The sequence below is a fragment of the Nitrosopumilus zosterae genome, from assembly GCF_025998175.1.
Classification (GTDB): Archaea; Thermoproteota; Nitrososphaeria; order Nitrososphaerales; family Nitrosopumilaceae; genus Nitrosopumilus; species Nitrosopumilus zosterae.
Genome location: NZ_AP026695.1, coordinates 1,574,087 through 1,595,045, shown reverse-complemented (window position 1 = coordinate 1,595,045; position 20,959 = coordinate 1,574,087). Strand labels below are relative to the sequence as shown.

At 35.9% G+C, this 20,959-nt stretch carries 24 protein-coding genes and 3 tRNA genes; 17 read left to right on the top strand and 10 right to left on the bottom strand.

What is annotated here, in order from left to right:
- Positions 1–57 precede the first annotated feature (57 nt).
- Positions 58–651, top strand: a complete 594-nt coding sequence (locus OO712_RS09725; RefSeq protein WP_109877734.1) for a hypothetical protein — start codon at positions 58–60, stop codon at positions 649–651.
- Here the strand turns inward: OO712_RS09725 and OO712_RS09720 are convergent.
- Entirely contained in the window at positions 615–1,103 is a 489-nt protein-coding gene (locus OO712_RS09720; protein ID WP_109877733.1) for a hypothetical protein, read from the bottom strand. The two genes, OO712_RS09725 and OO712_RS09720, sit on opposite strands and share 37 nt — an antisense overlap.
- A gap of 42 nt (positions 1,104–1,145) precedes the next feature.
- A tRNA-Arg gene (locus OO712_RS09715) sits at positions 1,146–1,220 on the bottom strand.
- A 44-nt stretch (positions 1,221–1,264) separates the two neighbouring features.
- Here OO712_RS09715 and OO712_RS09710 point away from each other — a divergent pair.
- A complete protein-coding gene (locus OO712_RS09710; RefSeq protein ID WP_109877732.1) occupies positions 1,265–2,440 on the top strand; it encodes an aminotransferase class I/II-fold pyridoxal phosphate-dependent enzyme in 1,176 nt (391 codons plus the stop codon).
- On the opposite strand, the gene OO712_RS09705 is transcribed toward OO712_RS09710, so the two are convergent.
- Genes OO712_RS09705 through npdG form a run of 3 tightly spaced genes read right to left on the bottom strand, consistent with a single transcriptional unit; the run spans position 2,434 to position 3,736 of the window.
- Positions 2,434–2,832, bottom strand: a complete 399-nt coding sequence (locus OO712_RS09705; protein ID WP_109877731.1) for a pyridoxamine 5'-phosphate oxidase family protein — start codon at positions 2,830–2,832, stop codon at positions 2,434–2,436. The two genes, OO712_RS09710 and OO712_RS09705, sit on opposite strands and share 7 nt — an antisense overlap.
- Positions 2,816–3,049, bottom strand: a complete 234-nt coding sequence (locus tag OO712_RS09700; protein ID WP_109877730.1) for a hypothetical protein — start codon at positions 3,047–3,049, stop codon at positions 2,816–2,818. Before OO712_RS09700 ends, OO712_RS09705 begins: the two co-directional genes overlap by 17 nt.
- Before the next feature lie 18 nt (positions 3,050–3,067).
- A complete protein-coding gene (gene npdG / locus OO712_RS09695) occupies positions 3,068–3,736 on the bottom strand; it encodes an NADPH-dependent F420 reductase (RefSeq protein ID WP_109877875.1) in 669 nt (222 codons plus the stop codon).
- Positions 3,737–3,787: 51 nt separating this feature from the next.
- On the opposite strand from npdG, the gene OO712_RS09690 reads away from it, so the two are divergent.
- Genes OO712_RS09690 through OO712_RS09665 form a run of 6 tightly spaced genes read left to right on the top strand, consistent with a single transcriptional unit; the run spans position 3,788 to position 8,158 of the window.
- The gene (locus OO712_RS09690; RefSeq protein WP_109877729.1) at positions 3,788–4,411 is read left to right on the top strand and encodes a histidine phosphatase family protein; all 624 of its coding nucleotides are present in this window, start codon (positions 3,788–3,790) and stop codon (positions 4,409–4,411) included.
- 56 nt (positions 4,412–4,467) lie between these two features.
- Positions 4,468–4,728, top strand: coding sequence for a cytochrome c oxidase subunit II (locus OO712_RS09685; RefSeq protein ID WP_109877728.1), 261 nt, complete (start codon positions 4,468–4,470; stop codon positions 4,726–4,728).
- A gap of 2 nt (positions 4,729–4,730) precedes the next feature.
- Positions 4,731–5,162, top strand: coding sequence for a cupredoxin domain-containing protein (locus OO712_RS09680; RefSeq protein WP_109877727.1), 432 nt, complete (start codon positions 4,731–4,733; stop codon positions 5,160–5,162).
- Between the two features lie 37 nt (positions 5,163–5,199).
- Positions 5,200–6,726, top strand: a complete 1,527-nt coding sequence (locus OO712_RS09675) for a cytochrome c oxidase subunit I (RefSeq protein WP_109877726.1) — start codon at positions 5,200–5,202, stop codon at positions 6,724–6,726.
- A gap of 7 nt (positions 6,727–6,733) precedes the next feature.
- Entirely contained in the window at positions 6,734–7,702 is a 969-nt protein-coding gene (locus OO712_RS09670; RefSeq protein ID WP_146196011.1) for a plastocyanin/azurin family copper-binding protein, read from the top strand.
- A gap of 12 nt (positions 7,703–7,714) precedes the next feature.
- The gene (locus tag OO712_RS09665) at positions 7,715–8,158 is read left to right on the top strand and encodes a COX15/CtaA family protein (protein WP_109877725.1); all 444 of its coding nucleotides are present in this window, start codon (positions 7,715–7,717) and stop codon (positions 8,156–8,158) included.
- Here OO712_RS09665 and OO712_RS09660 read toward each other — a convergent pair.
- Positions 8,148–8,669: a hypothetical protein gene (locus tag OO712_RS09660; protein WP_200829118.1), complete on the bottom strand. Its 522-nt coding sequence runs from the start codon at positions 8,667–8,669 to the stop codon at positions 8,148–8,150. The two genes, OO712_RS09665 and OO712_RS09660, sit on opposite strands and share 11 nt — an antisense overlap.
- Positions 8,670–8,765: 96 nt before the next feature.
- Here OO712_RS09660 and OO712_RS09655 point away from each other — a divergent pair, with 96 nt between their 5' ends.
- From OO712_RS09655 to OO712_RS09630, 6 genes are all read left to right on the top strand, one after another.
- The gene (locus tag OO712_RS09655) at positions 8,766–9,368 is read left to right on the top strand and encodes an SRPBCC family protein (protein WP_109877871.1); all 603 of its coding nucleotides are present in this window, start codon (positions 8,766–8,768) and stop codon (positions 9,366–9,368) included.
- A 60-nt stretch (positions 9,369–9,428) separates the two neighbouring features.
- Positions 9,429–9,502: transfer RNA gene (locus OO712_RS09650), tRNA-Lys, on the top strand.
- 103 nt (positions 9,503–9,605) lie between these two features.
- On the top strand, positions 9,606–9,737 hold the full coding sequence (locus tag OO712_RS09645) for a hypothetical protein (protein WP_263970087.1): 132 nt from the start codon (positions 9,606–9,608) through the stop codon (positions 9,735–9,737).
- A gap of 186 nt (positions 9,738–9,923) precedes the next feature.
- Positions 9,924–12,110 (top strand): FTR1 family iron permease, encoded by a 2,187-nt coding sequence (locus OO712_RS09640; RefSeq protein ID WP_109877869.1) that lies wholly within the window; start codon positions 9,924–9,926, stop codon positions 12,108–12,110.
- Complete coding sequence (locus OO712_RS09635; RefSeq protein WP_109877723.1) at positions 12,103–14,223, top strand: hydantoinase/oxoprolinase family protein; 2,121 nt, start codon at positions 12,103–12,105, stop codon at positions 14,221–14,223. Before OO712_RS09640 ends, OO712_RS09635 begins: the two co-directional genes overlap by 8 nt.
- Positions 14,224–14,311: 88 nt before the next feature.
- Positions 14,312–16,039: a 4-helix bundle domain-containing protein gene (locus OO712_RS09630; protein ID WP_200829117.1), complete on the top strand. Its 1,728-nt coding sequence runs from the start codon at positions 14,312–14,314 to the stop codon at positions 16,037–16,039.
- 214 nt (positions 16,040–16,253) lie between these two features.
- Here OO712_RS09630 and OO712_RS09625 read toward each other — a convergent pair whose 3' ends face one another.
- Positions 16,254–16,724 carry a Dps family protein gene (locus OO712_RS09625; RefSeq protein ID WP_109877722.1) on the bottom strand — a complete coding sequence of 157 codons (471 nt, stop codon included), beginning with the start codon at positions 16,722–16,724 and terminating at the stop codon, positions 16,254–16,256.
- A 132-nt stretch (positions 16,725–16,856) separates the two neighbouring features.
- The gene (locus OO712_RS09620) at positions 16,857–17,054 is read right to left on the bottom strand and encodes a hypothetical protein (RefSeq protein ID WP_109877721.1); all 198 of its coding nucleotides are present in this window, start codon (positions 17,052–17,054) and stop codon (positions 16,857–16,859) included.
- A 109-nt stretch (positions 17,055–17,163) separates the two neighbouring features.
- On the opposite strand from OO712_RS09620, the gene OO712_RS09615 reads away from it, so the two are divergent.
- On the top strand, positions 17,164–17,529 hold the full coding sequence (locus OO712_RS09615; protein ID WP_109877720.1) for a response regulator transcription factor: 366 nt from the start codon (positions 17,164–17,166) through the stop codon (positions 17,527–17,529).
- A gap of 146 nt (positions 17,530–17,675) precedes the next feature.
- Here OO712_RS09615 and OO712_RS09610 read toward each other — a convergent pair whose 3' ends face one another.
- Positions 17,676–18,047: a response regulator transcription factor gene (locus OO712_RS09610; RefSeq protein WP_160049228.1), complete on the bottom strand. Its 372-nt coding sequence runs from the start codon at positions 18,045–18,047 to the stop codon at positions 17,676–17,678.
- A gap of 136 nt (positions 18,048–18,183) precedes the next feature.
- Positions 18,184–18,258: transfer RNA gene (locus OO712_RS09605), tRNA-Val, on the bottom strand.
- 79 nt (positions 18,259–18,337) lie between these two features.
- Between OO712_RS09605 and OO712_RS09600 the strand changes: the two genes are divergently transcribed.
- Complete coding sequence (locus OO712_RS09600) at positions 18,338–19,366, top strand: glycosyltransferase (protein ID WP_109877718.1); 1,029 nt, start codon at positions 18,338–18,340, stop codon at positions 19,364–19,366.
- A 30-nt stretch (positions 19,367–19,396) separates the two neighbouring features.
- Complete coding sequence (locus OO712_RS09595) at positions 19,397–20,812, top strand: amino acid kinase family protein (RefSeq protein WP_109877717.1); 1,416 nt, start codon at positions 19,397–19,399, stop codon at positions 20,810–20,812.
- The last annotated feature ends 147 nt before the right edge of the window (positions 20,813–20,959 follow it).

Genomic DNA, 20,959 nt, shown 5'->3' with positions numbered 1-20,959 from the left:
AATTTTTCTAATATTCTTACAATATTACAAATAACCCACTTTCATTAAATAATACAAATGAAACTAATTCAAAGATTATCAAATTCCACTCTTACAAAATCTAGCACTCTGGTTTTTCTTGTTTCAATTCTTGCAGTACTAGGCCCTGTCGTGGTAGTTTCAGCAGGATTCTGGGATGCAATATCTCATCTGCAAAAAGAACCAGAATTTTTCTGGAGCCCTTCTCACATGGTAGTGTACACTGGAGTCTCAATGACTGCGTGTGCTGCAATCATGGGCAGCATGTTGATTTTAAGAAGATCAGTTCATGGTTCTCTTAAAACCGGAATTAAATTAGTTATTGCAGGATCCATAGTTCAAATAATTGCAGGATTTGGAGATTCAATATCTCATGATCTCTTTGGTATTGACGGTTTGATCTCTTGGTCTCACCAGCCTCTGGAACTGGGTCTAGTTCTTGCATCATTAGGCGGAGTGCTAATCCTAAAAAACAGAGAACACACTAAACTCAAACTATTACTTCCATTCTCAATAATTACATTTTTGTTTTTTACAACCTGGCTGATCTTTAATCTGGTGCTGATTTTTGGCCATACCATTCAATGCATTCAAGTTTATGAGATATTCTCCTCTGGATGCTCTATCTTGTAGTTTTGAATTTTAAAATATGATATTATTATCATTGCAACAGCTCCTGCAAGAACCAAAATGCCTGCAGGAACCATCTCATGAGAATTTGTATCCCCAAATTCTATTTGCAAATCGACTGGAGTTTTTGAAATGTTTGTCACTTTGATTGTAAATGTGCCGTCTTCAAAGTCAAAATACCCAACTGACATTTTTGTCTGAATTCTTTCCTCTTGAATTACGTTGTCTTGAGAATCCAATATCTGCACAAAAATCTCTTCGCCTGAAAACTCTGGCATGAATAATTTGTAAAATCCAATGTCTTCTCCCATAAACTCTGATTTTAATTCAAAAGAGTTTGACTGCTTTAGAATTATTGAATCACTAGTTTTTTCAGATTCTGCAAAAATAAATGAGCACCAAACCATTCCTATTATCACTAAACTCAATCCCAGTTTGAATAACGATAATTTCATTTCATCATAATTACAATTAATTTACTTTATAAGATAATCTAAAGGGCTCGGAGGGCTTCGATCCCTCGACCTAGCGGTTCGAAGCCGCTCGCACTATCCAGACTGTGCAACGAGTCCAAACAAGTAAGATTTTAACGGGCCTAAATATCTGTCTAGATACTTTGAAGGTATCAAAAAAAGTTGTAGGAGTGGAATATGCAATTAGAGACATTGTAGTTGCTGCACGCAAAGTACAACAAAAAGGAATGAATGTTGATTATCTGAACATTGGTGATCCTGTGCAGTTTGGCTTTCAGCCACCTGACAATGTAAAACAAGCTCTAATTGATGCAATTAACAGAGGTGAAAATTACTATTCCACATCTGAAGGTCTCTTGGAACTAAGAGAGGAGATAGCAAAAAAAGAAAATACCAAAGGACTATCCATATCATCTGATGAAATTCTAATCACTAACGGCGTCTCTGAAGGACTGGACATGGTGATATCATCAATTGTCGAAGAAGGTGACGAAGTGCTGTTACCTGGACCGTATTATCCTCCATATGCCTCCTATGTTAGATTGCATGGCGGAGTTCCAATAGAGTTTGCAGTAGACTTGGAAAACTCTACACCTGACATTGAAGATATCAAATCCAAAATTACCTCAAAGACAGTAGCTATTTGTTTAATCAGTCCAAACAATCCAACCGGTGTGGTATTCAACGAAAAATCCCTCAAAGAACTAGTAAACATTGCAAACCAAAACAATCTATACATTATCTGCGATGAAATTTATGATCAAATAATTTTTGATGATGAATTTGTTGGGATTGGCAAAGTCGCAGGAGACTCGCCTGTAATTGTTCTTAATGGTTTCTCCAAGGTACATCTGATGTCTGGATGGAGAATTGGATACATTGCATTTAACCAATCATCCAAATTAGATAATCTACGAGAACACTTGCCAAAATTAGCAAGAGTAAGAATTGCAACCAGTCTTCCAGTGCAACATGCAGCTTTGGAATCGCTTCGCGGTCCTCAAAATTACATTAGCGAGTTTGTATCTGAAATCAAAAAAAGAAGAGACTTGGTTGTAAAGCGGCTAAATGAAATGCCAGGACTTTCTTGCCCCAATCCAAAAGGTGCATTTTATGCATTTCCAAAAATTGAAGACAATAGATTTGGAACTGACAAAGAATTTGTAACAAAGTTACTTGAAACTAAAGGTGTGCTAACAGTCCACGGTTCAGGATTTGGAGAACAATATGGCAGTGGACATTTCAGACTGGTGTATCTTCCAAGTCTTGAGATACTGGATTCTGCAATGAACAAAATCCAAGACTTTGTTAGTCAGTAACTCCAAACTGAAAACTTTTTTGGAATTATCTCTATGATGCAATCAGTATCATCTAGCAATTCTTTTGCAGATTTGTTCTCGATATCATCAAAGTATCGTAAGAGAATTTTCTTTGCAATTAATTTTACTTTGGTATTTTCCAAAATCAGACTGGCTTCTCCCTGTCCCATTACTCCATAAATATCAGGTGACTTTATTCCCACATCCACACAAAATGCAACATGTTTGTTTCTTTTTACATTCTTTGCTTTTTCAGTTTTAGTGTTTGTTCCAATGTAGAATTTTTTTCCACTATACCTGTACCAGACAGGAACTATGTGCGGAGTTTTTTTGTCAATAGTTGATAATCGTAATATTTTCTGAGATTGTAAGAATTCATCTCTTTTGCCCATGCTTTCTAAATCCCAATACTATCATAAAAATCCCAAAGGCAATCATTGCAGCAGATACTTTTTCGTTGGTAAAATCAGAATTTATCAGAAACTCTTCAACAAATTCCGGACCCCAAATCAATAACTGCTGAATCAGGACAATTCCGCCCATCACACAAAATAATACCCCGATTGCGGTAAACCAATTTCTACCGCGTCTGTAGTATTCGTAACTCATGATTAATGAAAATCAAATTTAGATGATTTTGATTCCAGGATTCTTTATCTTGTTTCTAATCATTGCATTAAGTAGTAACGGTGTTGACATTTCAGCAAGATATGATAGCTCAATTGGTCCCAAGTAAATTGATCTCAATCCTTTTATTTCATCAATCAAAGTATTGACAACTTTGACTGATTCATCATCTCCGCAGACAAATATGTCGTAATCTAATTCCAGTGTGGGATTGATTAGTTTCTTCTCTGATATGACATGAAATGCAGAAACTAGTTTTGATTTGTCTTTCATATGATTTAACACAAGTTTGTATGAAAATGGCTTGTTCTCCTTAATTGAAACACACTCAAATCCAACATCCGTCTTTGTCATTGGAACAATTGGGGATACTACAACACAACTGTCTCTTATTTCAGGTAAAATCCCAGAACACACTGAATCAATATTCTCATAGGGAATTGATAAAATCAAAACATCACTTTCTTTTGCAACAGTAACATTGTCGCCTCCAGAAATTGATCCCTTAATTTCGCCAAATGCTTCTTTTGCAAGATTTGTATATTCAACTGCTGACTCTGCCGCTCGTGCAGCATCTCTAGAGCCAACTATGACATCATGATTTTGTGACCATCTCAGAGCAAAACCTTTGCCCATGCCACCAGTACCACCAATAATTCCCACCTTCATTATTATTCGTCTGACAATCTTATTATTATCTTTATTTGAATTCCGTTCAGATTGGGACATATCATTTTCCTAAGACACGGTCAGGCAAAAAATAATGTTGAGAGAATTCTAGCAGGAAGAACAGAAGGTGTCCCATTAACTGATGTTGGAATTAAACAAGCAGAACACACCGCTGAACTACTAAAACACATGAATGTTTCAGCAATTTACTCTAGTCCAATTGAGAGAGCAAAACATACTGCAGAAATTGTCGGAGGACACAACTCTCTTGATGTTACAATTGATGATAGATTGATTGAGCTTGATATGGGAAAATTCACTGGTGTTCCATATGATGAAATTTTTACCAGTCATGGTAATGTCTTTATGAAATTTTATAATGGTGAACTAGAAATAGCTCATAACGGTGTGGAAACTTTTGCCGAAGTCAAAAAAAGAGTTTTGGGAATAGTTGATCACGTCATTGAAAAACATCCGGATGAAAATGTAGTTCTTGTAACTCATATGGATCCAATCAAAGCAATGCTGTCTACTATAGTTGATTTGTCTCCTACTAATTTATTTGAGCTAATTATAGAGAATGCATCTCTTAATCTCTTTAGAGAAAAAGATCGAAAGTTTTCACTTTCAGGACTTAACGTAATGCATCCATCAAGATTCGATCTTAGAATATAACTAGTAATCTTGAAAACCCTTAAATAGAAATTATTGGCCACGTCATTCAATCGCTAATGAAGAAATTGGTCGGATTATTCTTGGTATTGGCAGTTATAGTGGTTATTCCAGCTATAGAGTCAGCGTTTGCTGCAGGTGATGAGCCTGGAGAATATCTTGATCGTAGAGCAATTATTTGGAATTTATTTTTTAGAATGATGACTATCGCATTTGTTGTTGGCGCTGTTGTATCCGGTACTATAATTTGGCAAGTTTGGAGATTCAGAGAATCTCATCCCAAAGCAAAACCAACTCCATATGAGGGGACGGACTGGTAGAATTGGGCGGACACTCTAACTGGCCTGAATGGGTTTACATTGGAGTCGTAACTGCACTGATGGTTTGGGTAGGAGCAGAAGCTTGGGAGGCTGAAAGACTAGTAGAGCATGTTCCTGCTGATGCAGAAATTATCAAAGTTACTGGACAGCAATGGTTCTGGTCTTTTGAACATGAAGACGGTACAAAAGAAATTGGCGAGTTACATGTTGAAAAAGGCAAAGCCTACAAATTTGAAATAGAATCCAAAGATGTCAATCACTCTTTTAATATTCATGATTACGTTGTTTTGATGGATGCGATCCCTGGTAGAGTTAACACTGTATGGTTTGCACCAACTGATGTGGGAGAACATGATATTCAATGCAGGGAGTATTGTGGATTGATTCACTATAATATGAGAGGCAAGTTAATTGTGGAGGAGCCTTCATCTTGATAACGCTTTTATCACAACCACTTGGAGGACTTAGCTAATGGTTCTAGAACTGCAAAAACCACGTCCAATTTGGCAAATTATGTTTTCAACACATCATACTGATGTAGGTTTACTTTATCTTATTTCATCACTGGCATTCTTATTCTTAGGCGGAACCTTGGCTCTTGCAATTAGAGCAGAGTTGTTCTTGCCAGGTGCACAAATTATTGGTGATTCAATGACCTTTAACAGAATCTTTACAGTTCATGGTACAACGCTAATCTTCTTGTTCATCATTCCATTTGCATCTGCAGTTGGCAACTACTACGTTCCAATCATGGTTAGATACAAAGACATGGCATATCCAAAACTCAACGCAATTGCATTCTGGATGATTCCGCCAGCTGGCGCACTCATCTGGTTGGGATTTGCAGACTTTACTTGGTATGCAACTCCGCCATACTCTATTATCAGTGCACCAGGCCCAGCTGCTGACATGTGGATTTTTGGATTAAAGATTCTTGGCATCTCATCCGTATTAGGGGCAATCAACTTTATTGTTACAATTCTCAAATGTAAACACCCCGACATGTCAATTGGACAAGTCCCACTTTTAGCATGGTCATTTTTGTCATCATCTTTGATTATTCTAGTTGCAATTCCAACATTTGCAGCAGCACTTTTGATGTTGCTAACTGACAGACTTGGTGTAAGTGGGTTCTTCAATCCTGCAATGGGAGGGGATCCAATAGCATATGCACACTTGTTCTGGTTTACGTTCCATCCTGAGGTGTATGTGTTGGTAATTCCAGCAATCGGTATGATGTATGAAATTATTCCAAGATTCTCAAGAAAACCAATCTACAGCTACAACTCTGGCGTCTTTGCATTTGTTTTGTTATCTATTGTCGGCTTTTCATCATGGGCACACCACATGTATGCAACTGGAATGTCATTTACCGAAAAAACAGTCTTTATGGTGGGAACACTTGCAGCAGTTCCAGCATCTGCCATGCATGTGTTCAACTTTATTGCAACAATGTGGAATGGCAGAATTAAATTTGCAACCCCAATGATGTGGGCAGTTGGAGGCATTGCATTATTCTTTTCAGCAGGTGCAGGCGGTGTTGCAAACGCTGCAATGCCATTAGACTTTACAACACACGACACATACTGGGTAGTCGGTCACTTCCATCTCTTTGTGATGGGTACCATTGCATTTGGTTCAATTGGTTTTCTCTACTACATGTTCCCATATGTAACAGGAAGAATGTACAATGAAACAATGGGTAAGGTTCATTTTGTCATGTCATTTATTGGAACTGTTTTGGTATTCTTTACACAACACGTACTTGGCTTGTACGGAATGCCAAGAAGAATTTTCGATTATCCGCCAATCCCAGAATGGATTGCAATGAACCAGATTGCTACAGTAGGTGCAATGATTATTGGTGTCAGCATGGCAATCTTTTTGGCAAACATGATTTACAGTTCAGGAAAAGGAAAACTTGCAAATACCGAAGACCCATTCGGAGTAGGTGGCAAGTATTACTATCCATTTGAGGCAAAGAACCCATCACACTAGGAGATAAATGAAGTTGAGTCACGATAATTCCCAAGTTTACAGAACAACCCCAGCTAGAACTGGAAAAATGATGATAATCATGTTAGGTATCTGTATTGTCGGCGGAGCAATCTTCTTTTCAATGTGGGACTATTGGATTTCACAACCAGCTCCTGTTGTGGGTATGATGAGTGAAACTATTGAACATGATGTGCAAGCTGCTTTTACCGGAGTTCATATTCCAGTTGAACTTTCATTTATAGAATCTCCTGACTTTAGAACTTTAGCGTTTAATGCATTACCTGGTGATCCAAATCATAATCCAACAATTACAATGAATGTTGGAGATGAAATTAATTTCTCTGTAGTTAATCATGGCAAGTCATTTCATTCTTTTGGTGTTACAGCAGCAGATGAAGGATTTGGAGGAATTATTCCAGGAAGTGAAGTTGCAGCAGCATCTAATCCATTAAAACCAGGAGAAGGTGGAGAATCCACATTTATCGCAGGTGAAGAAGGAACTTACTATTACATTTGTACTGTTCCAGGTCATAGAGAACAAGGAATGGTTGGTAAAATCATTGTAGGTGATGTTCCAGTTGAAGAAGTTATGGAAACAGCACCCGAACCAGAGGTAATGGAAGAAGTTGCAGAACCAGAGGTAATGGAAGAAGTTGCAGAACCAGAACCTGTAGCATATGATGGAGTAATATCCATCCCAGATGGTTCATCCATTCCAGGATGTGATGAAACAAATGAATGCTATATTCCATATCATGTTACAGTTTCAGCAGGTGATGAAATCACTTGGTCAAATGATGACTCAGCAGCTCACACTGTTACAAGTGGAACGCCTTCAGGTGGCCCTGACGGAAACTTTGATAGTAGTTTGTTTATGGCAGGAAATACATTCTCAGTAACACTAGATGAAGCAGGTGAATATCCATACTTTTGTATGGTTCATCCTTGGATGGTCGGTATAGTTACAGTAAACTAGAAACGAGAAATTTTGGCTATACAATATCTTGCATTAACGACATTGGTTGTTTTGTATTCTTTGATGTTTATTGGTGGCTATATTTCAGCTGCAGGACTTGGCCTGACTTGTCCTGAATGGCCTCTGTGCCCTAACGGAGTGATGCCTTCTGAGGAATATCTAATTGAATGGATTCATAGAACAACTGCTGCAACCACCGGATTACTAGTAATTTCAACCATGATTGCAAGTCTGATTAACAAGAATTCTAACTTGAAAATAAAAATCACAAGTTCACTTGCAACCGGATTGGTAATTACTCAAATTACCTTAGGTGCACTGGTAATTGATACAAAACTTCATGCAGTCCTAGTTGCAATTCACTTGGGCATTGGAATCTGGCTTTTTGCTATGGTGTTATTGACAACATTGTTTGCATTTAGAATTTCTAGAATAACTGTGAAACCTACAGCTTAGATTTTTTGAAAATTTTTGGCATATAGATGTAAATCATTACCCCTGTGAAAACTAGGGCACCAACAATTATCGCACCAAAGAAAATCATCCCGAATGGGCTTTGAGTTCCCATGTTAAACGTATACGTTATTACTCCGTTTTCTGACATATCATACAAGTCAATTTTTACAATATGATTCCCTTGTTGTCTCCAGACATAATCAAAATCCCAATGATTCCCTTCAATGGATGTGGGAGGGATTGCATCTACTTGTTGGCCATTAAAAAAAACTCGAATTCCCATTGTAAATCTATCAACATCTTCATATTCAAACCCCTTAGTCACTTTGACTAAAAATTGAGATGGTTCTCCAATTTGCGGAAATTCAGGCAATGTGGCTACTTGAACCCTATAACCTGCCTCAAACTGCTCTGCTGAATTAAACATGGAATGGCCATATGCTTCTTGAAATAACATACTTGATGAAAACATCAAAACAAAGATCAGAAAAACTGATCGCTTTTTACTCATTAAATGAAATCTAACTTTACATGAATATATTGTAAATCAATGAACGTGAGAAAATCTTCAAAACCTTTAAATCCTTATTGGCAAGAAACCCAATCGTTGACCCTCGTTACAAAATCAATCGATATTAAAACACCTGTAGAGAATGTTTTTACCTACTTTGCAAGACCAGAACACGTTTCTGACCAAATCAAAAATGACACGGTAGGCATGACAGTGGTTCCTATGGATATCAAAGAAGGAATGGGTGTAGGTACAACCTTTAGAATTATCGGTGACTTTAGCGGTAAACGTCTAGAATGGGATTGTGAAACAACTGAATTTATCAGAAATGAAAAGATTGCAGCAAAACAAATTGAAGGCCCATTTAAGAGATGGCAAATCACGAATGAATTCAAAGCCTTGGGAAATAATCTCACTAGAGTAACCATGTCCGTAGATTACGAAATGCCATTTGGTCCGTTAGGAGCAATTTTGGATAAAGCAAAATTTGCAAAATCTGCTGAGAAAGGAATGGAAACTGCTCTTTACAACGTTAGAGGTTTACTAGAAGGAAATGGTTCAATTCCGGTTTACATCACATTAGATGCATACCAAAAACTTCTTGCCGAAAAGAAAAAGATGAACGATGTTCCAGTTTCAACTGCACTTACTGCAATTATTGAAAAGTACAATGAAATTGAAGCAAAAACCCAAAACTAAATTTTCATTTATTTTAAAATCTTAAGATTAATAACAACTCTGGGCTTTATCCATTTTGGTGGGTCTATGGCGCAGCCAGGTAGCGCACCGGACTCTTAATCCGGTTGTCAAGGGTCCGAATCCCTTTAGACCCGCTATCTTGAATCTTAGAATATTTTACAAAATGATTTTTTTACGAACAAAAGCTCGGGAATCTAACTACCAGAATTTACTATTTTATTTTTTATAGGTGTAACAATGTCTAGCCCAAAACAACTCTTCTCACTTGCTAAACTAGAATTATCTGCACAAGACGATCCTTTGAAATTTAGTGGAATAAAATCACAGGAAACAAAAACCGCTTACACAAAGAGTTCCTTTATTCAATAGAATATTTTGAAGGAACTTTTGAAGGCAAACCACTTCTATCTGTTGTATTACTAATCCTTAAAATCTAGACCAAGTCTGAAAAATTTGTTCAAAGTATTCTATTCTAAACTCTTGAAATGAGTCTCTCTTTTAAATACTGAACACATTGATTTTCAAAATATCTTGGTTTCTAAATGGGTTTTTTTCATGGTGGTTTTTCTTTTCTCTACATTGCTTGTACCTAATTTTTCTGTTCATGGACAGTCAAATAATCCTGATACTGCTCTACTTTTTATCAAAAGTGTGACTTCACTCTCCCTTGACATGCTTGCAAATTATGTTGAACAAGGAGATGTGGAAAGTGCAAAAAATATCTCAATGACTATTACAACATATTTTCCCTTACATTTGCAGACTTTGAGACAACACGATCCTGAAACTTCTGATGAAATCCATCTGTTGCTGTTAGACATACACAGCAATATAGGAAAATCAGATAACCAAAAGATACTTTCTGAAATTAACACTGTTCAAACGTTGCTGGAGAGATACAAACATGATTCTCCAGACTTTGGAAAAACTATTGCGCAAATATTGACCCTAGTTGATGAACAATACCAATTTTCTATTCAAAATGATGTTCCGTCATCATATCAACTATCTGTGAAACTTGTGGATCTGTCAATTGAATTGTTTGGAAATACAAATTATGATGAACGATTAACTCTTGAGATTAGTTCTTTTCTTGATGAGTTAAAAATAAAAATTGAAAATAAAGATGATTTTCATTCCGTTGGAACACTAATCTCGGTCATAAATCGAGATTTTGTTGGAACTGAAACTGTAGTGTATGACAAACAGAAATTCTATGAAAACATCAGGTCTCTATATGAAAAATTATTTGCAGCGTTAGACCAAGGAGATTACGCTAAAGCAGAAGAGTTAGGAATTGAGGCATATTTGGAAAATTTTGAGTATCTGGAAGCTGACATTGAAAAAGTAGACCCAAAGTTACTTTATGAGTTGGAGATAGACATGCGTGAAAAACTTCGAGAAATGATTCAAAACAAACAAGACGTAGAGGGAATTAAAACATTCATCAGTGATTCTATTTTGCCTGATCTTGCAAACGCAGAAGAACAGGTGAAAGTTCTTGGGAATACTGGATTGTCTGATATTGTTTTAGAAAAAGAACTAAAAGATATGGGTGATGCATCTGAAGGTGCAAAAGAAAGTGTCAGGAACGAAATTGATTTCATTAGAGACACTCTTCAGGCTTTGTTAGTTCAGTATGATGAGGGTGATTTTCAGTCAGCTTACACATCTGCAAGAACTGCATATCTTGACAGCTATGAATTTGTTGAAATCCCGCTACGTGCAATTGATCCTGATTTCACCCTTGAGGTGGAATTTCAATTTGCAGAGCTACGAAACATGATACAAAATCAAGCTCCTTCTGAAGACATACAAGAAGTTGTAATTGCAATAAAACGAAATCTTGACGAGTCAGAAAGACTCGTTAGTGGTGTTGGCACACTTGCACCTATGATTGCCTTTACATCGTCATTTGCAATTATTTTTAGAGAAGGTTTGGAATCTGTGTTGATTTTAGGTGCAGTACTGTCTTATCTTGAAGCATCACGAAATAACCAATTCAAAAAATATGTGTACTATGGTGTGCTTGCTGCATTTGGTGCAACTGCAATCACTTGGGTGATTGCATCATATGTTATTGAAATCTCTGGTGCAAATCGGGAACTTATAGAAGCGATTGCTGCATTGTCTGCAACTGCTGTTTTGTTTTATGTTAGTTTTTGGGTTTTAAATAAAATTGAACATAAAAAATGGATGGAGTTTGTAAAGGCAAAAGTTTGGCAAGCTTCTGCAACTGGTAGTGTGATGGTATTTGTTATGTTGGCTTTCTTTACCGTATATAGAGAAGGATTTGAAACTGTCTTATTTTATCAGGCAATGTCTGGATTTGCAAAGTATATGGAATTACAAGTTGGTCTTGGGTTTGTACTTGGAATTGTATCGTTGATAGCAATCTATTACGGAATGCGTAGATTAGGAAGAAAATTACCCTTGCGTGCATTGTTTGGGTTGACGATGGGTGTTGGTGCATATCTTTCAATAGCATTTTTGGGAAATGCAGTAAGGGAATTACAAGTTTTAGATATTGTTCCTTATACTGGAATGATCGGAGTCATACCCCGTCTTGACATCAATTTGGCCACGATGACAGGAATCTATCCAACTCTTGAAACTGTTGTATCACAAATCATCCTATTGGGCGTCTATCTTGCTGCCTCATCATATGTCTTGGTAGTTAGACCAAAACGTGAAAAACAAATAGCTATGATGCGTAAGTCAAGAAGTACTGTTGATGACTGAAAAAAATCGAATTAGAGTTGGAATTGATGTGGGAGGTACCTTTACCAAAGCTGTAGCTATTGACATCAAAACTGGAACTATCTTGGGTAAATCAACTGTGATGACCACTCATACTAATGAAAGAGGTGTCTCTGCAGGAATTGTAAATGCACTATCTAATATTCTAGAAACATCGAGAATTTCTATCGATGATATTGAATTAATATCTCACAGTACAACACAAGCAATCAATGCCTTATTAGAAAAAGATACTTTCAAAGTTGGTATTGTTGCAATGGGCGTTGGTCCGGAGAAAAAAAATATAATTAAACGCACAAAACTCTCAGATAACAAGATCAATTCTGAACATGATATAAACACATGTCATTGTTTTCTTGATACCTCACATTTGATTTCGGAAGAAGAGGTTACAACAGCAATTAAAAAATTAAAAAATGATGGTGCGAAAGTTATAATCGCTACTGAGGCATTTGGAGTTGATGATCCGTCAAATGAAAAATTTGTAATGAATGTATGTTCTAAACTGGGGCTTCCGTCTACTGCCTCACATGAAATCTCTGGAATTTATGGGCTAGAAATTAGAACCTTAACTTCTGCAGTTAATGCCAGTGTTTTGCCAAAAACATTTCAAGTTGCAAACTATGTCGAGGATGCAATAAGAGATTTTGGCATAAACTCCCCCCTGATGATAATGAAAGGCGATGGAGGTGTTACAAATATGAACACCTTTAGAACAAAACCAATACTTACCATACTCTCAGGACCAGCTGCCAGTGTAGCCGGAGCTTTGCTTTATCAGAGAATTACTAACGGTATTTTTGTTGAAGTTGGTGGAACTAGTACAAACATTTGTGTTATCAAAAATGGAAAGCCGGAAATTCGTTATGTTACAATCAAAGATCATCCCACATGTGTTAGATCCATTGATGTTAGGATACTGGGGGTTGCAGGAGGCAGTATGTGTCAAATTAAGGATAACAGGATACTTGGTGTGGGTCCTAGGAGTGCTCATATTGCTGGTTTGAAATATTCTTGTTTTGCGGATCCCTCTGAACTTGAAGGGGGCAAAATCATCTCAATAAAGCCAACTGAAAACGATAATGATGAATATGTTGCAATTTCATCAAAAGGTAAAATCTTTGCAATTACCAATACATGTGCTGCAAACGCTTTGGGTATGGTTGATAGTGATGACTATGCGTATGCTGCTCCCGACTCTGCCAAGATTGCTTTAAAGATACTGTCTAAACATCTTGGAATGTCGTATTCTGAGGTGGCAATGTCGATAATTCAAACTGCGTCATTTACCATCACGAAAGAAATCAGTAAGATTCTAAAAGAATTTCAAATATCTCCTTCCACAACTCAGATTGTTGGAGGTGGGGGAGGGGCATCAGTATTGGTGCCTTTTGTTGCAAAGCAACTAGGAATAAAATACTCAAAGTGCAAACATTCTGAAATAATATCTTCTATCGGAGTGGCCTCATCCATGCTTCAAGAAGAATTGGAAATTACTATGGCAGAGCCAACACCTGATAAAATATCTGTGGCCCATAAAAAAATTCACAACATTATGATTGATAGAGGGGCATTATCTGAATCGATAACGATAAGTAGCGAGTATATCCCTGAAAAATCAATTCTTCGTGTTATTGCAACTGGAAATGTGGAACTTGATAGTTCCACTACTTCAAAGACTATTTTTACATTAGATGAAGCCCTAACACGATGTTCTGAAATAATTAAACTTCCTGAATCTCTTATTGAGTTAAGTTTTGAAACTGAGCATTACTTTGTGTTTACAGGTCATATTGAAAAAAAGAGAATGTTTAGCAAACACAACAGACATCATATAATAATTCTGGATAGATTTGGAAGACTAAAACTTTCAATCAAAAATGGAAAGATCTTTCAAGGAGGCAAGCTTAGCATGTTAGAAGATATTGATGATTTCTTAGAATCTCGAAGCAGTGATATTGCACCACAAGTATATCTTTTAACAGATCTCAAACTCATTGATTATTCCAGTCTCACGTCTAATTCTCATATTATTGATGCCGTACGACAGGAAATCAGTGAAAATGATAAAGCCGCAGTGATAATTGAAATTTGATTCATTCAAAATATTGTTCTACAAACTTGGAATATTTCCAAATAATGTGTAATGCATTTAAATGATAATTTTCAAGACCACTTTCTTAATGAGAAAAATAACTACATTGGCGCTTTTGATGACTTCGATAATTTTGTCAAGTCCGTCTTTTGCTTTTGCTGAATCAGTTCAAGAAAAATCTGAGTTTGCTTCCTCTCTTGAGGAAACATTAGGTCACTTTTGGGCACTTGAGCAAAACCTAGATGATAAAAATGCTGAACTGGCATTGATTCATGCTACACATCCAATTTCAGAATTGTATGACTCCATGAAACCACAGCTAAAGGCAGCAGATCCTGCACTTGATGCACAAGTTCAGAAGACATTGATGGATTTGAAAGACAAGGCAAATACCACTATATCACGAGCACAAGCTCAGCAGGCAATTGACAATGCAAAAGGTGTTGTTGCAATTGCACGCTCTACTATTGTAGGTGATGAATTGAGTAATGATTCTGCCTTTAAGGTACAATTGATGAAGGTTCTACTTGATACATCAATAGCAGAATATGGTGAAGCAGTCTCTGATGGCGTAATTGGAGAAATGGCTGAATTCCAAGACGGTTCTGCATTTGTATGGAGGTCACAGCAAATCTTTGCTGAAATAGAATCTGACATTGATGCTCATATTGCAGAAGAGATTGATGAATCCTATGAAGACTTGTGGAATGCATATGATGCTAAAGCTGATCCATTAGAAATTCAAACTATTGCAAATAGAATTATTCATGAACTAGATGAATCACAAGAAGCAAAAATAGAGTTTGCTTCCTCTCTTGAGGAAACATTAGGTCACTTTTGGGCACTTGAGCAAAACCTAGATGATAAAAATGCTGAACTGGCATTGATTCATGCTACACATCCAATTTCAGAATTGTATGACTCCATGAAACCACAGCTAAAGGCAGCAGATCCTGCACTTGATGCACAAGTTCAGAAGACATTGATGGATTTGAAAGACAAGGCAAATACCACTATATCACGAGCACAAGCTCAGCAGGCAATTGACGATGCAAAAGGTGTTGTTGCAATTGCACGCTCTACTATTGTAGGTGATTATCTAAGCAACTCAGTTGATACAAAATTGATTTTGATGAAGGTTTTACTTGATACATCAATAGCAGAATATGGTGAAGCAGTCTCTGATGGCGTAATTGGAGAAATGGCTGAATTCCAAGACGGTTCTGCATTTGTATGGAGGTCACAGCAAATCTTTGCTGAAATAGAATCTGACATTGATGCTCATATTGCAGAAGAGATTGATGAATCCTATGAAGACTTGTGGAATGCATATGATGCAAGAGCCAATCCTTTACAAGTTGAAACTTTAGCTGGAGGCGTTATCCATGAAATTGATGAAGTCTTGGGAGTTGAGGATGAAGGCAATGATTTGTTAGAATATGTAGAAACCATTGAAGAATTGCTTGATCAAACAAAACAAGAATATGCAAAAGGAGATACTGATTTGGCATTAAGTCTTGCCACAAAGGCATATCTTGATAACTATGAGTTTCTTGAGGCACCTTTGATTGAACTTGGTCAGCGAGAGTTGATGGAAGAAGTTGAAGTAATGTTGCGTGAAGAACTCCGAGGTATGATTCGAAATGGTGAACCAATATCAGAAGTTAATGCCCAGATTGATGCAATTCAAGCTAAAATGAAAACCATTGGAACTGTTGTACCAGAATTTGGAACAATAGCTATGATGGTACTAGTTGTTGCAATCACAAGCATTATTGCAATTACTGCAAAATCTAGAATCAATCTAAGAGTCTAACTCTTTTTTTCTATTTTTTTATTGAAATAAGTGCATTCAGAAGCTGTTTTTAAAACTATTTTGCTCTGCGTTTCATTATTCTGAAATAAAAATTAAATCTAATCCAGGTGGGATGCTTGTGTTCAAATCATAAAACATTGATGTAACATACATTGCCAGAAATGTTATGTGTAATTGGATGCCGTTTTGCTGATGGTTAAAAAATAAAAAAAGATTATTCAAGGAATGATCTTAACATCCAAGCCATCTTTTCATGTTGTTCCATAAGCCCTGTGAGAAAATCAGAAGTTCCTGCGTCACCCAATTTTGTACATGTCTCAAGATCTTTTCTTAATGTTTGAATGACTGATTCGTGATCAACTAGAAGATTTCTCAGCATTGTTTGTGCTTCTGGGAATGTGTCTGGTTGTTCCTTGATTCTGCTATTTCCAATAAACTCAGAAAGAGTTGCTTTTGTCTTTCCACCCAAAGACCTGCCTCTCTCAGCAACCTCGTCAATAATTCCATCTAGTTCACCGTATTGCGATTCAAAGAACTTGTGAAGATCATTGAATTGCATTCCTACGACATTCCAATGATAGTTTCTTGTTTTGGTATACAACACGTACTCATCGGCTAAAAGTCTGTTCAAAATATCAACGATGTTTTTTGCATTATCAGAGGAAATCCCAATATTAGTTTCCATGAAAGGATTACCTCATTACCAAATAAAAGTCATCATAGTTTTGAGGGAGTTGTTACCTGGATTATGATTGCAATACATCCCATCTTGAATTCTCAATATTTTAGATTAATTTTAGAAAATTTTTGTACTTTTTTAATTGTAAATTTTGTGTTTTGTTTTCAATTCTTGCAGTAAACGTTCAATTTTTTGTGCAGATTTATCTATGCGATTAAGATAAGCCTTGATTCCATCATCCATCACTCCATCATATTGGAGTTTAATCAATTCTAATGAATTTAGTATGATCATCAATGGATCCGCACATTTCTCAAAATCTACCTCGTCTTCCATTTCTTATAGTAATTGTTAATCTGATACTTATATTATCTCATTTGCCAAAAATGTGTCTTAAAAAATACATACTCATACCTATATGAAATTTTGATTTCTTTCAATTATAATGAATAATTCGGTTGTAGTAGTGGATGACAATGATGATTTACTTGATTCACTAACTGACTTTCTTCAAATGAAGGGATTCAATATTTTAGGATGCGGTCATAATGGATTAGAAGCAGTTCAATTGTATGAAGAATACCGCCCAGACGTAGTTTTATTGGATCTATCGATGCCTAACTATGATGGAATTTATGGTCTCGAAAACATCAAAAAAATTAATCCTGATGCCAAAGTCATCATATTGACTGGACATTATACTGAAAAAAATAGACAAAAAATTAAACCATTTAATGTATCTAAAATAATGGAAAAACCTTGTTCGCTGATCAAACTGGATCAAGTTTTAAGATCTCTTAGTATAGCATAATTTTTTGTAATACTGCCCCACTATCTGATGAATTCATTTCTCGTGAATCACTAATCATAATTTTCATTTTACAATATATTGAAAATATATTCAAAGATTAGATTATCATGTGTAATCATTTCTAATATACTAAAATTCGATGAGTTCTATTCTTTTGATAAATCATCAATTATTCTCTTTATCTCTAAGCGATCAAACGGTTTTCTTATGTATCCAAAAACTCCGATTTTTTCTGCTTCATCTCTTGTATTCTTCTTATCTGATGATGAAACTATCACTATCTTTGCTTTTGAATCATACTGTTTAATCAGTTTTGCAGCCTCAATTCCATCCATCTCTGGCATGTCTATATCCATTGTCACCAGATCTGGTTTTTGTACCTTGTATGCTTTTAGAGCCTCTTCACCATTGTTTACCTGAACGATTTCTCCCACTCCTGTTGTATGTTGAAAAATTTTTGACAGTAATGTTCTCATAAACGCTGAATCATCTGCTATCAGTACCTTGTAATTTATCATATCCATAGTATGACATTCATATCATTATACTATATTAGATTTAGCTATGATTGAGAATAATTATAATGATTTTAAGCCTGATGTTCTGTGAATTAAATAGATCCATATGGGACAACCATCATTTTGGGGACAAAAATGGGCCCACGGGGATTTGAACCCCGGATCTTCGCCGTGTAAGGGCGACGTCATAACCGACCTGGACTATGAGCCCAGAAACCTACCTTGTTAAAAACCATTTAAACTTTGAGACATGTGAGAATCTACAAATTTGATGAAAAAATAAGAATCTCATGAATGTCTGCAATTTTTTTTCTAGCCCTATTGGATTAGGTCATGTGACTAGAGATATTGCAATTGTAAATAATTTTGAAAACATTTCCACAAATTTTGTTACAGGCGGTGTAGCAGCTGAAATTCTAAAAAATTTGAATTTTAAAGTTCAAGATGTATACAATCCACCTTCATTTATTGTTGAAAATGGAACTCTAAAGAATCCAGCAAAATGGTTGTGGAGTTATTACAATTATTACAAAGAATGTAAAAATATTTCACAGAAGATTCTGCAAGATGACAATCCAACTTTGGTCATCAGTGATGAGGATTTTGCATCATTGACCGTTGCTCAAACAATGAAAATCCCTACCATACTGGTCACCGATATCTTGGAGACTCATTTTACAAAAGGATTAGCATCACTAATTGAGAAAAAAATGAACAAATCAATGCAAGAAATAAGTAAAAAATGCGATTTAGTGATTCTTCCTGAAAATGGAGATGATTCTGATAATATCAAAAGAGTAGGACCCATAGTTAGAACCACCGCTTTTTCAAGAGAGAAATTACGAGAAAAATTCCTATTTGAGAAAAAAACAATTGTTGTTTCCATTGGAGGAACAGATGCTGGGATATTTCTAATTGAAAAAGCATTAGAGTCTATTTCAAAAATAAATCAAGACATCAAAATTGTTCTAGTCTCTGGTCCTGCAGTTACTAAAAAATTTGAAAATGTCCGAAATTTAGGATTTGTAGATAACTTGCATGAAATAATTTTTGCAGCAGATCTTTTAATCTCACTAGCTGGTAAATCCACAATAGATGAGGCAAATGCTTACGGCACACCTGCAATATTTATTCCAATTAAAGGTCATTTTGAACAAGAAGATAATGCTCTAGAACAAGGATATGTTTTTGATGATCTCCAAAGATTAGACACATTAATTTTAGAAAAACTAGAAGCAAAGAGAAAACAAACAAACACAAATGGTGCAAAAACTGCATCAAATATCATTGAAAAATTAATCAAACAATCAAATGCTTAATAGAAGGCCCCTGATTTTTGATAAAGTACCATGACTAAACTAGTCGTTGCCAAATTTGGTGGGAGTGCAATTGGTCCTGATGGTATGCTGATTCCAGAAATAATCAACCGCATCAACAATTTGAAAAAAGATTCAAAGGTAATTGCAGTTTTTTCAGCACCGCTAACAACACATAATGGAAAAACACGCTCGCTTACCGATGTAATTTTGGAGCAGGGAAAAAATGCAGAAAATGGACAAAGTCCTTCTTTAGATATTGTGAAATCTACTTATGACAAAATCCTTCAATTGGTAAATCCTGAAAATATGGATGCTTGCAAAAATACTATTGATTTGAATCTAAAAAAGGCCAGCAAAGCACTTGATGATGCACTAAATGCTAAAGAATTTGTAGATGAAGTTCGTTCTAGGGCTCTGGCATTTTCAGGTGAAATATTGATGTCTCATGTAATGAACTATGTTCTAAAAAGCAATGGCATCAAATCTGATTCTGTAGATTTTGATGACTGGCCAATAATTACAGATAACAACATAGAATCTACCAATTTTCTTGCCTCAAAATCCAGAGAAAATATGGATAAAATTGCGCTATTAGTAGAACAAAACGAAGTAGTTACTATGGGAGGATTTATTGGAAAAACAATTAAAAACGTTACAACTACATACGAGCGTGGCGGTTCAGATAGGACTGCAGCAGATCTTGGAATATTATTTCATAAAATATACGAAACTAGTATAGATTTTGAGAAAGATAGCGCAGTGGTTTCTGCAGATCCAAAAATTGTAGAGTCTAATCTGTCCCAAGTTCTACAATTGTCATACAATGAAGCAAGACTAGCAGGTATGTTTGGAATGAAAATTTTAGATCCTATAGCAATTAAAGAGATTGTAGAAAATGGGGTGGACATTCCAATAATTATTACAAACATGAATGATCCCGAAAAAACCACTACAATAAAGAGGATATTAGATGAACAAAAAGGACATCCGATCAAAATAGTTACAGGAAAAGAAAATTGCGCAATCTTTCGAATTGAAACTAATTTAATCCAAAAGTTATTGACATCTCTGGAAAAAGATAAGCGTTACAGTGAATTTGTAATGCTGTCCCCATTTACCAAAGACGGAATAGAGTTCTCTAGAATTTTATTCTTGGATGGTGATTATGTAAAAAGAAATGAAAAATACTTGTTAGGATTTGATTCTCTTGCAACCATTACATACAATCGAGGAGTGATTACATTGATTGGTGATGAAATGTGGCGAGTTCAACAAGTTGCATCAAGAACTAGTGCAAAGATTGGTGATGCAGGATTAAATATTTTGAATATGGATGCACAAGAAGAAACTTCACGAATTATAATTGTTGTAGAAGATGCTGATGACAACATAAGAAAAGCAATAAAAGCAATTCATCAAGAGATTTCAAAAATTAATTTTATTTAGTGAAAGTGTGGCGTACGGGTTTTTACACCTGTAAGCGCCATCGAGGGTTTGTTCTTGGACCATTATCTAGATTCAGTCCGGGCGTTACCCTAAACACGCGATACTATATGTTACAATTTCTAGTATATAGAGCTGATCTATATAGAT

What these genes read in the sequence shown, in the direction of transcription:
- npdG (WP_109877875.1), bottom strand. Translation starts at nt 3,736, where the DNA reads ATGAAGGTGGGAATTATTGGTGGTACTGGTGGCATGGGCAAAGGTTTT.
- OO712_RS09595 (WP_109877717.1), top strand. Translation starts at nt 19,397, where the DNA reads ATGACTAAACTAGTCGTTGCCAAATTTGGTGGGAGTGCAATTGGTCCT.
- OO712_RS09670 (WP_146196011.1), top strand. Translation starts at nt 6,734, where the DNA reads ATGAAGTTGAGTCACGATAATTCCCAAGTTTACAGAACAACCCCAGCT.
- OO712_RS09610 (WP_160049228.1), bottom strand. Translation starts at nt 18,047, where the DNA reads ATGATAAATTACAAGGTACTGATAGCAGATGATTCAGCGTTTATGAGA.
- OO712_RS09685 (WP_109877728.1), top strand. Translation starts at nt 4,468, where the DNA reads ATGAAGAAATTGGTCGGATTATTCTTGGTATTGGCAGTTATAGTGGTT.
- OO712_RS09705 (WP_109877731.1), bottom strand. Translation starts at nt 2,832, where the DNA reads ATGGGCAAAAGAGATGAATTCTTACAATCTCAGAAAATATTACGATTA.
- OO712_RS09620 (WP_109877721.1), bottom strand. Translation starts at nt 17,054, where the DNA reads ATGGAAGACGAGGTAGATTTTGAGAAATGTGCGGATCCATTGATGATC.
- OO712_RS09660 (WP_200829118.1), bottom strand. Translation starts at nt 8,669, where the DNA reads ATGAGTAAAAAGCGATCAGTTTTTCTGATCTTTGTTTTGATGTTTTCA.
- OO712_RS09720 (WP_109877733.1), bottom strand. Translation starts at nt 1,103, where the DNA reads ATGAAATTATCGTTATTCAAACTGGGATTGAGTTTAGTGATAATAGGA.
- OO712_RS09700 (WP_109877730.1), bottom strand. Translation starts at nt 3,049, where the DNA reads ATGAGTTACGAATACTACAGACGCGGTAGAAATTGGTTTACCGCAATC.
- OO712_RS09625 (WP_109877722.1), bottom strand. Translation starts at nt 16,724, where the DNA reads ATGGAAACTAATATTGGGATTTCCTCTGATAATGCAAAAAACATCGTT.
- OO712_RS09640 (WP_109877869.1), top strand. Translation starts at nt 9,924, where the DNA reads ATGGTGGTTTTTCTTTTCTCTACATTGCTTGTACCTAATTTTTCTGTT.
- OO712_RS09630 (WP_200829117.1), top strand. Translation starts at nt 14,312, where the DNA reads ATGAGAAAAATAACTACATTGGCGCTTTTGATGACTTCGATAATTTTG.
- OO712_RS09635 (WP_109877723.1), top strand. Translation starts at nt 12,103, where the DNA reads ATGACTGAAAAAAATCGAATTAGAGTTGGAATTGATGTGGGAGGTACC.
- OO712_RS09725 (WP_109877734.1), top strand. Translation starts at nt 58, where the DNA reads ATGAAACTAATTCAAAGATTATCAAATTCCACTCTTACAAAATCTAGC.
- OO712_RS09600 (WP_109877718.1), top strand. Translation starts at nt 18,338, where the DNA reads ATGAATGTCTGCAATTTTTTTTCTAGCCCTATTGGATTAGGTCATGTG.
- OO712_RS09645 (WP_263970087.1), top strand. Translation starts at nt 9,606, where the DNA reads ATGTCTAGCCCAAAACAACTCTTCTCACTTGCTAAACTAGAATTATCT.
- OO712_RS09675 (WP_109877726.1), top strand. Translation starts at nt 5,200, where the DNA reads ATGGTTCTAGAACTGCAAAAACCACGTCCAATTTGGCAAATTATGTTT.
- OO712_RS09615 (WP_109877720.1), top strand. Translation starts at nt 17,164, where the DNA reads ATGAATAATTCGGTTGTAGTAGTGGATGACAATGATGATTTACTTGAT.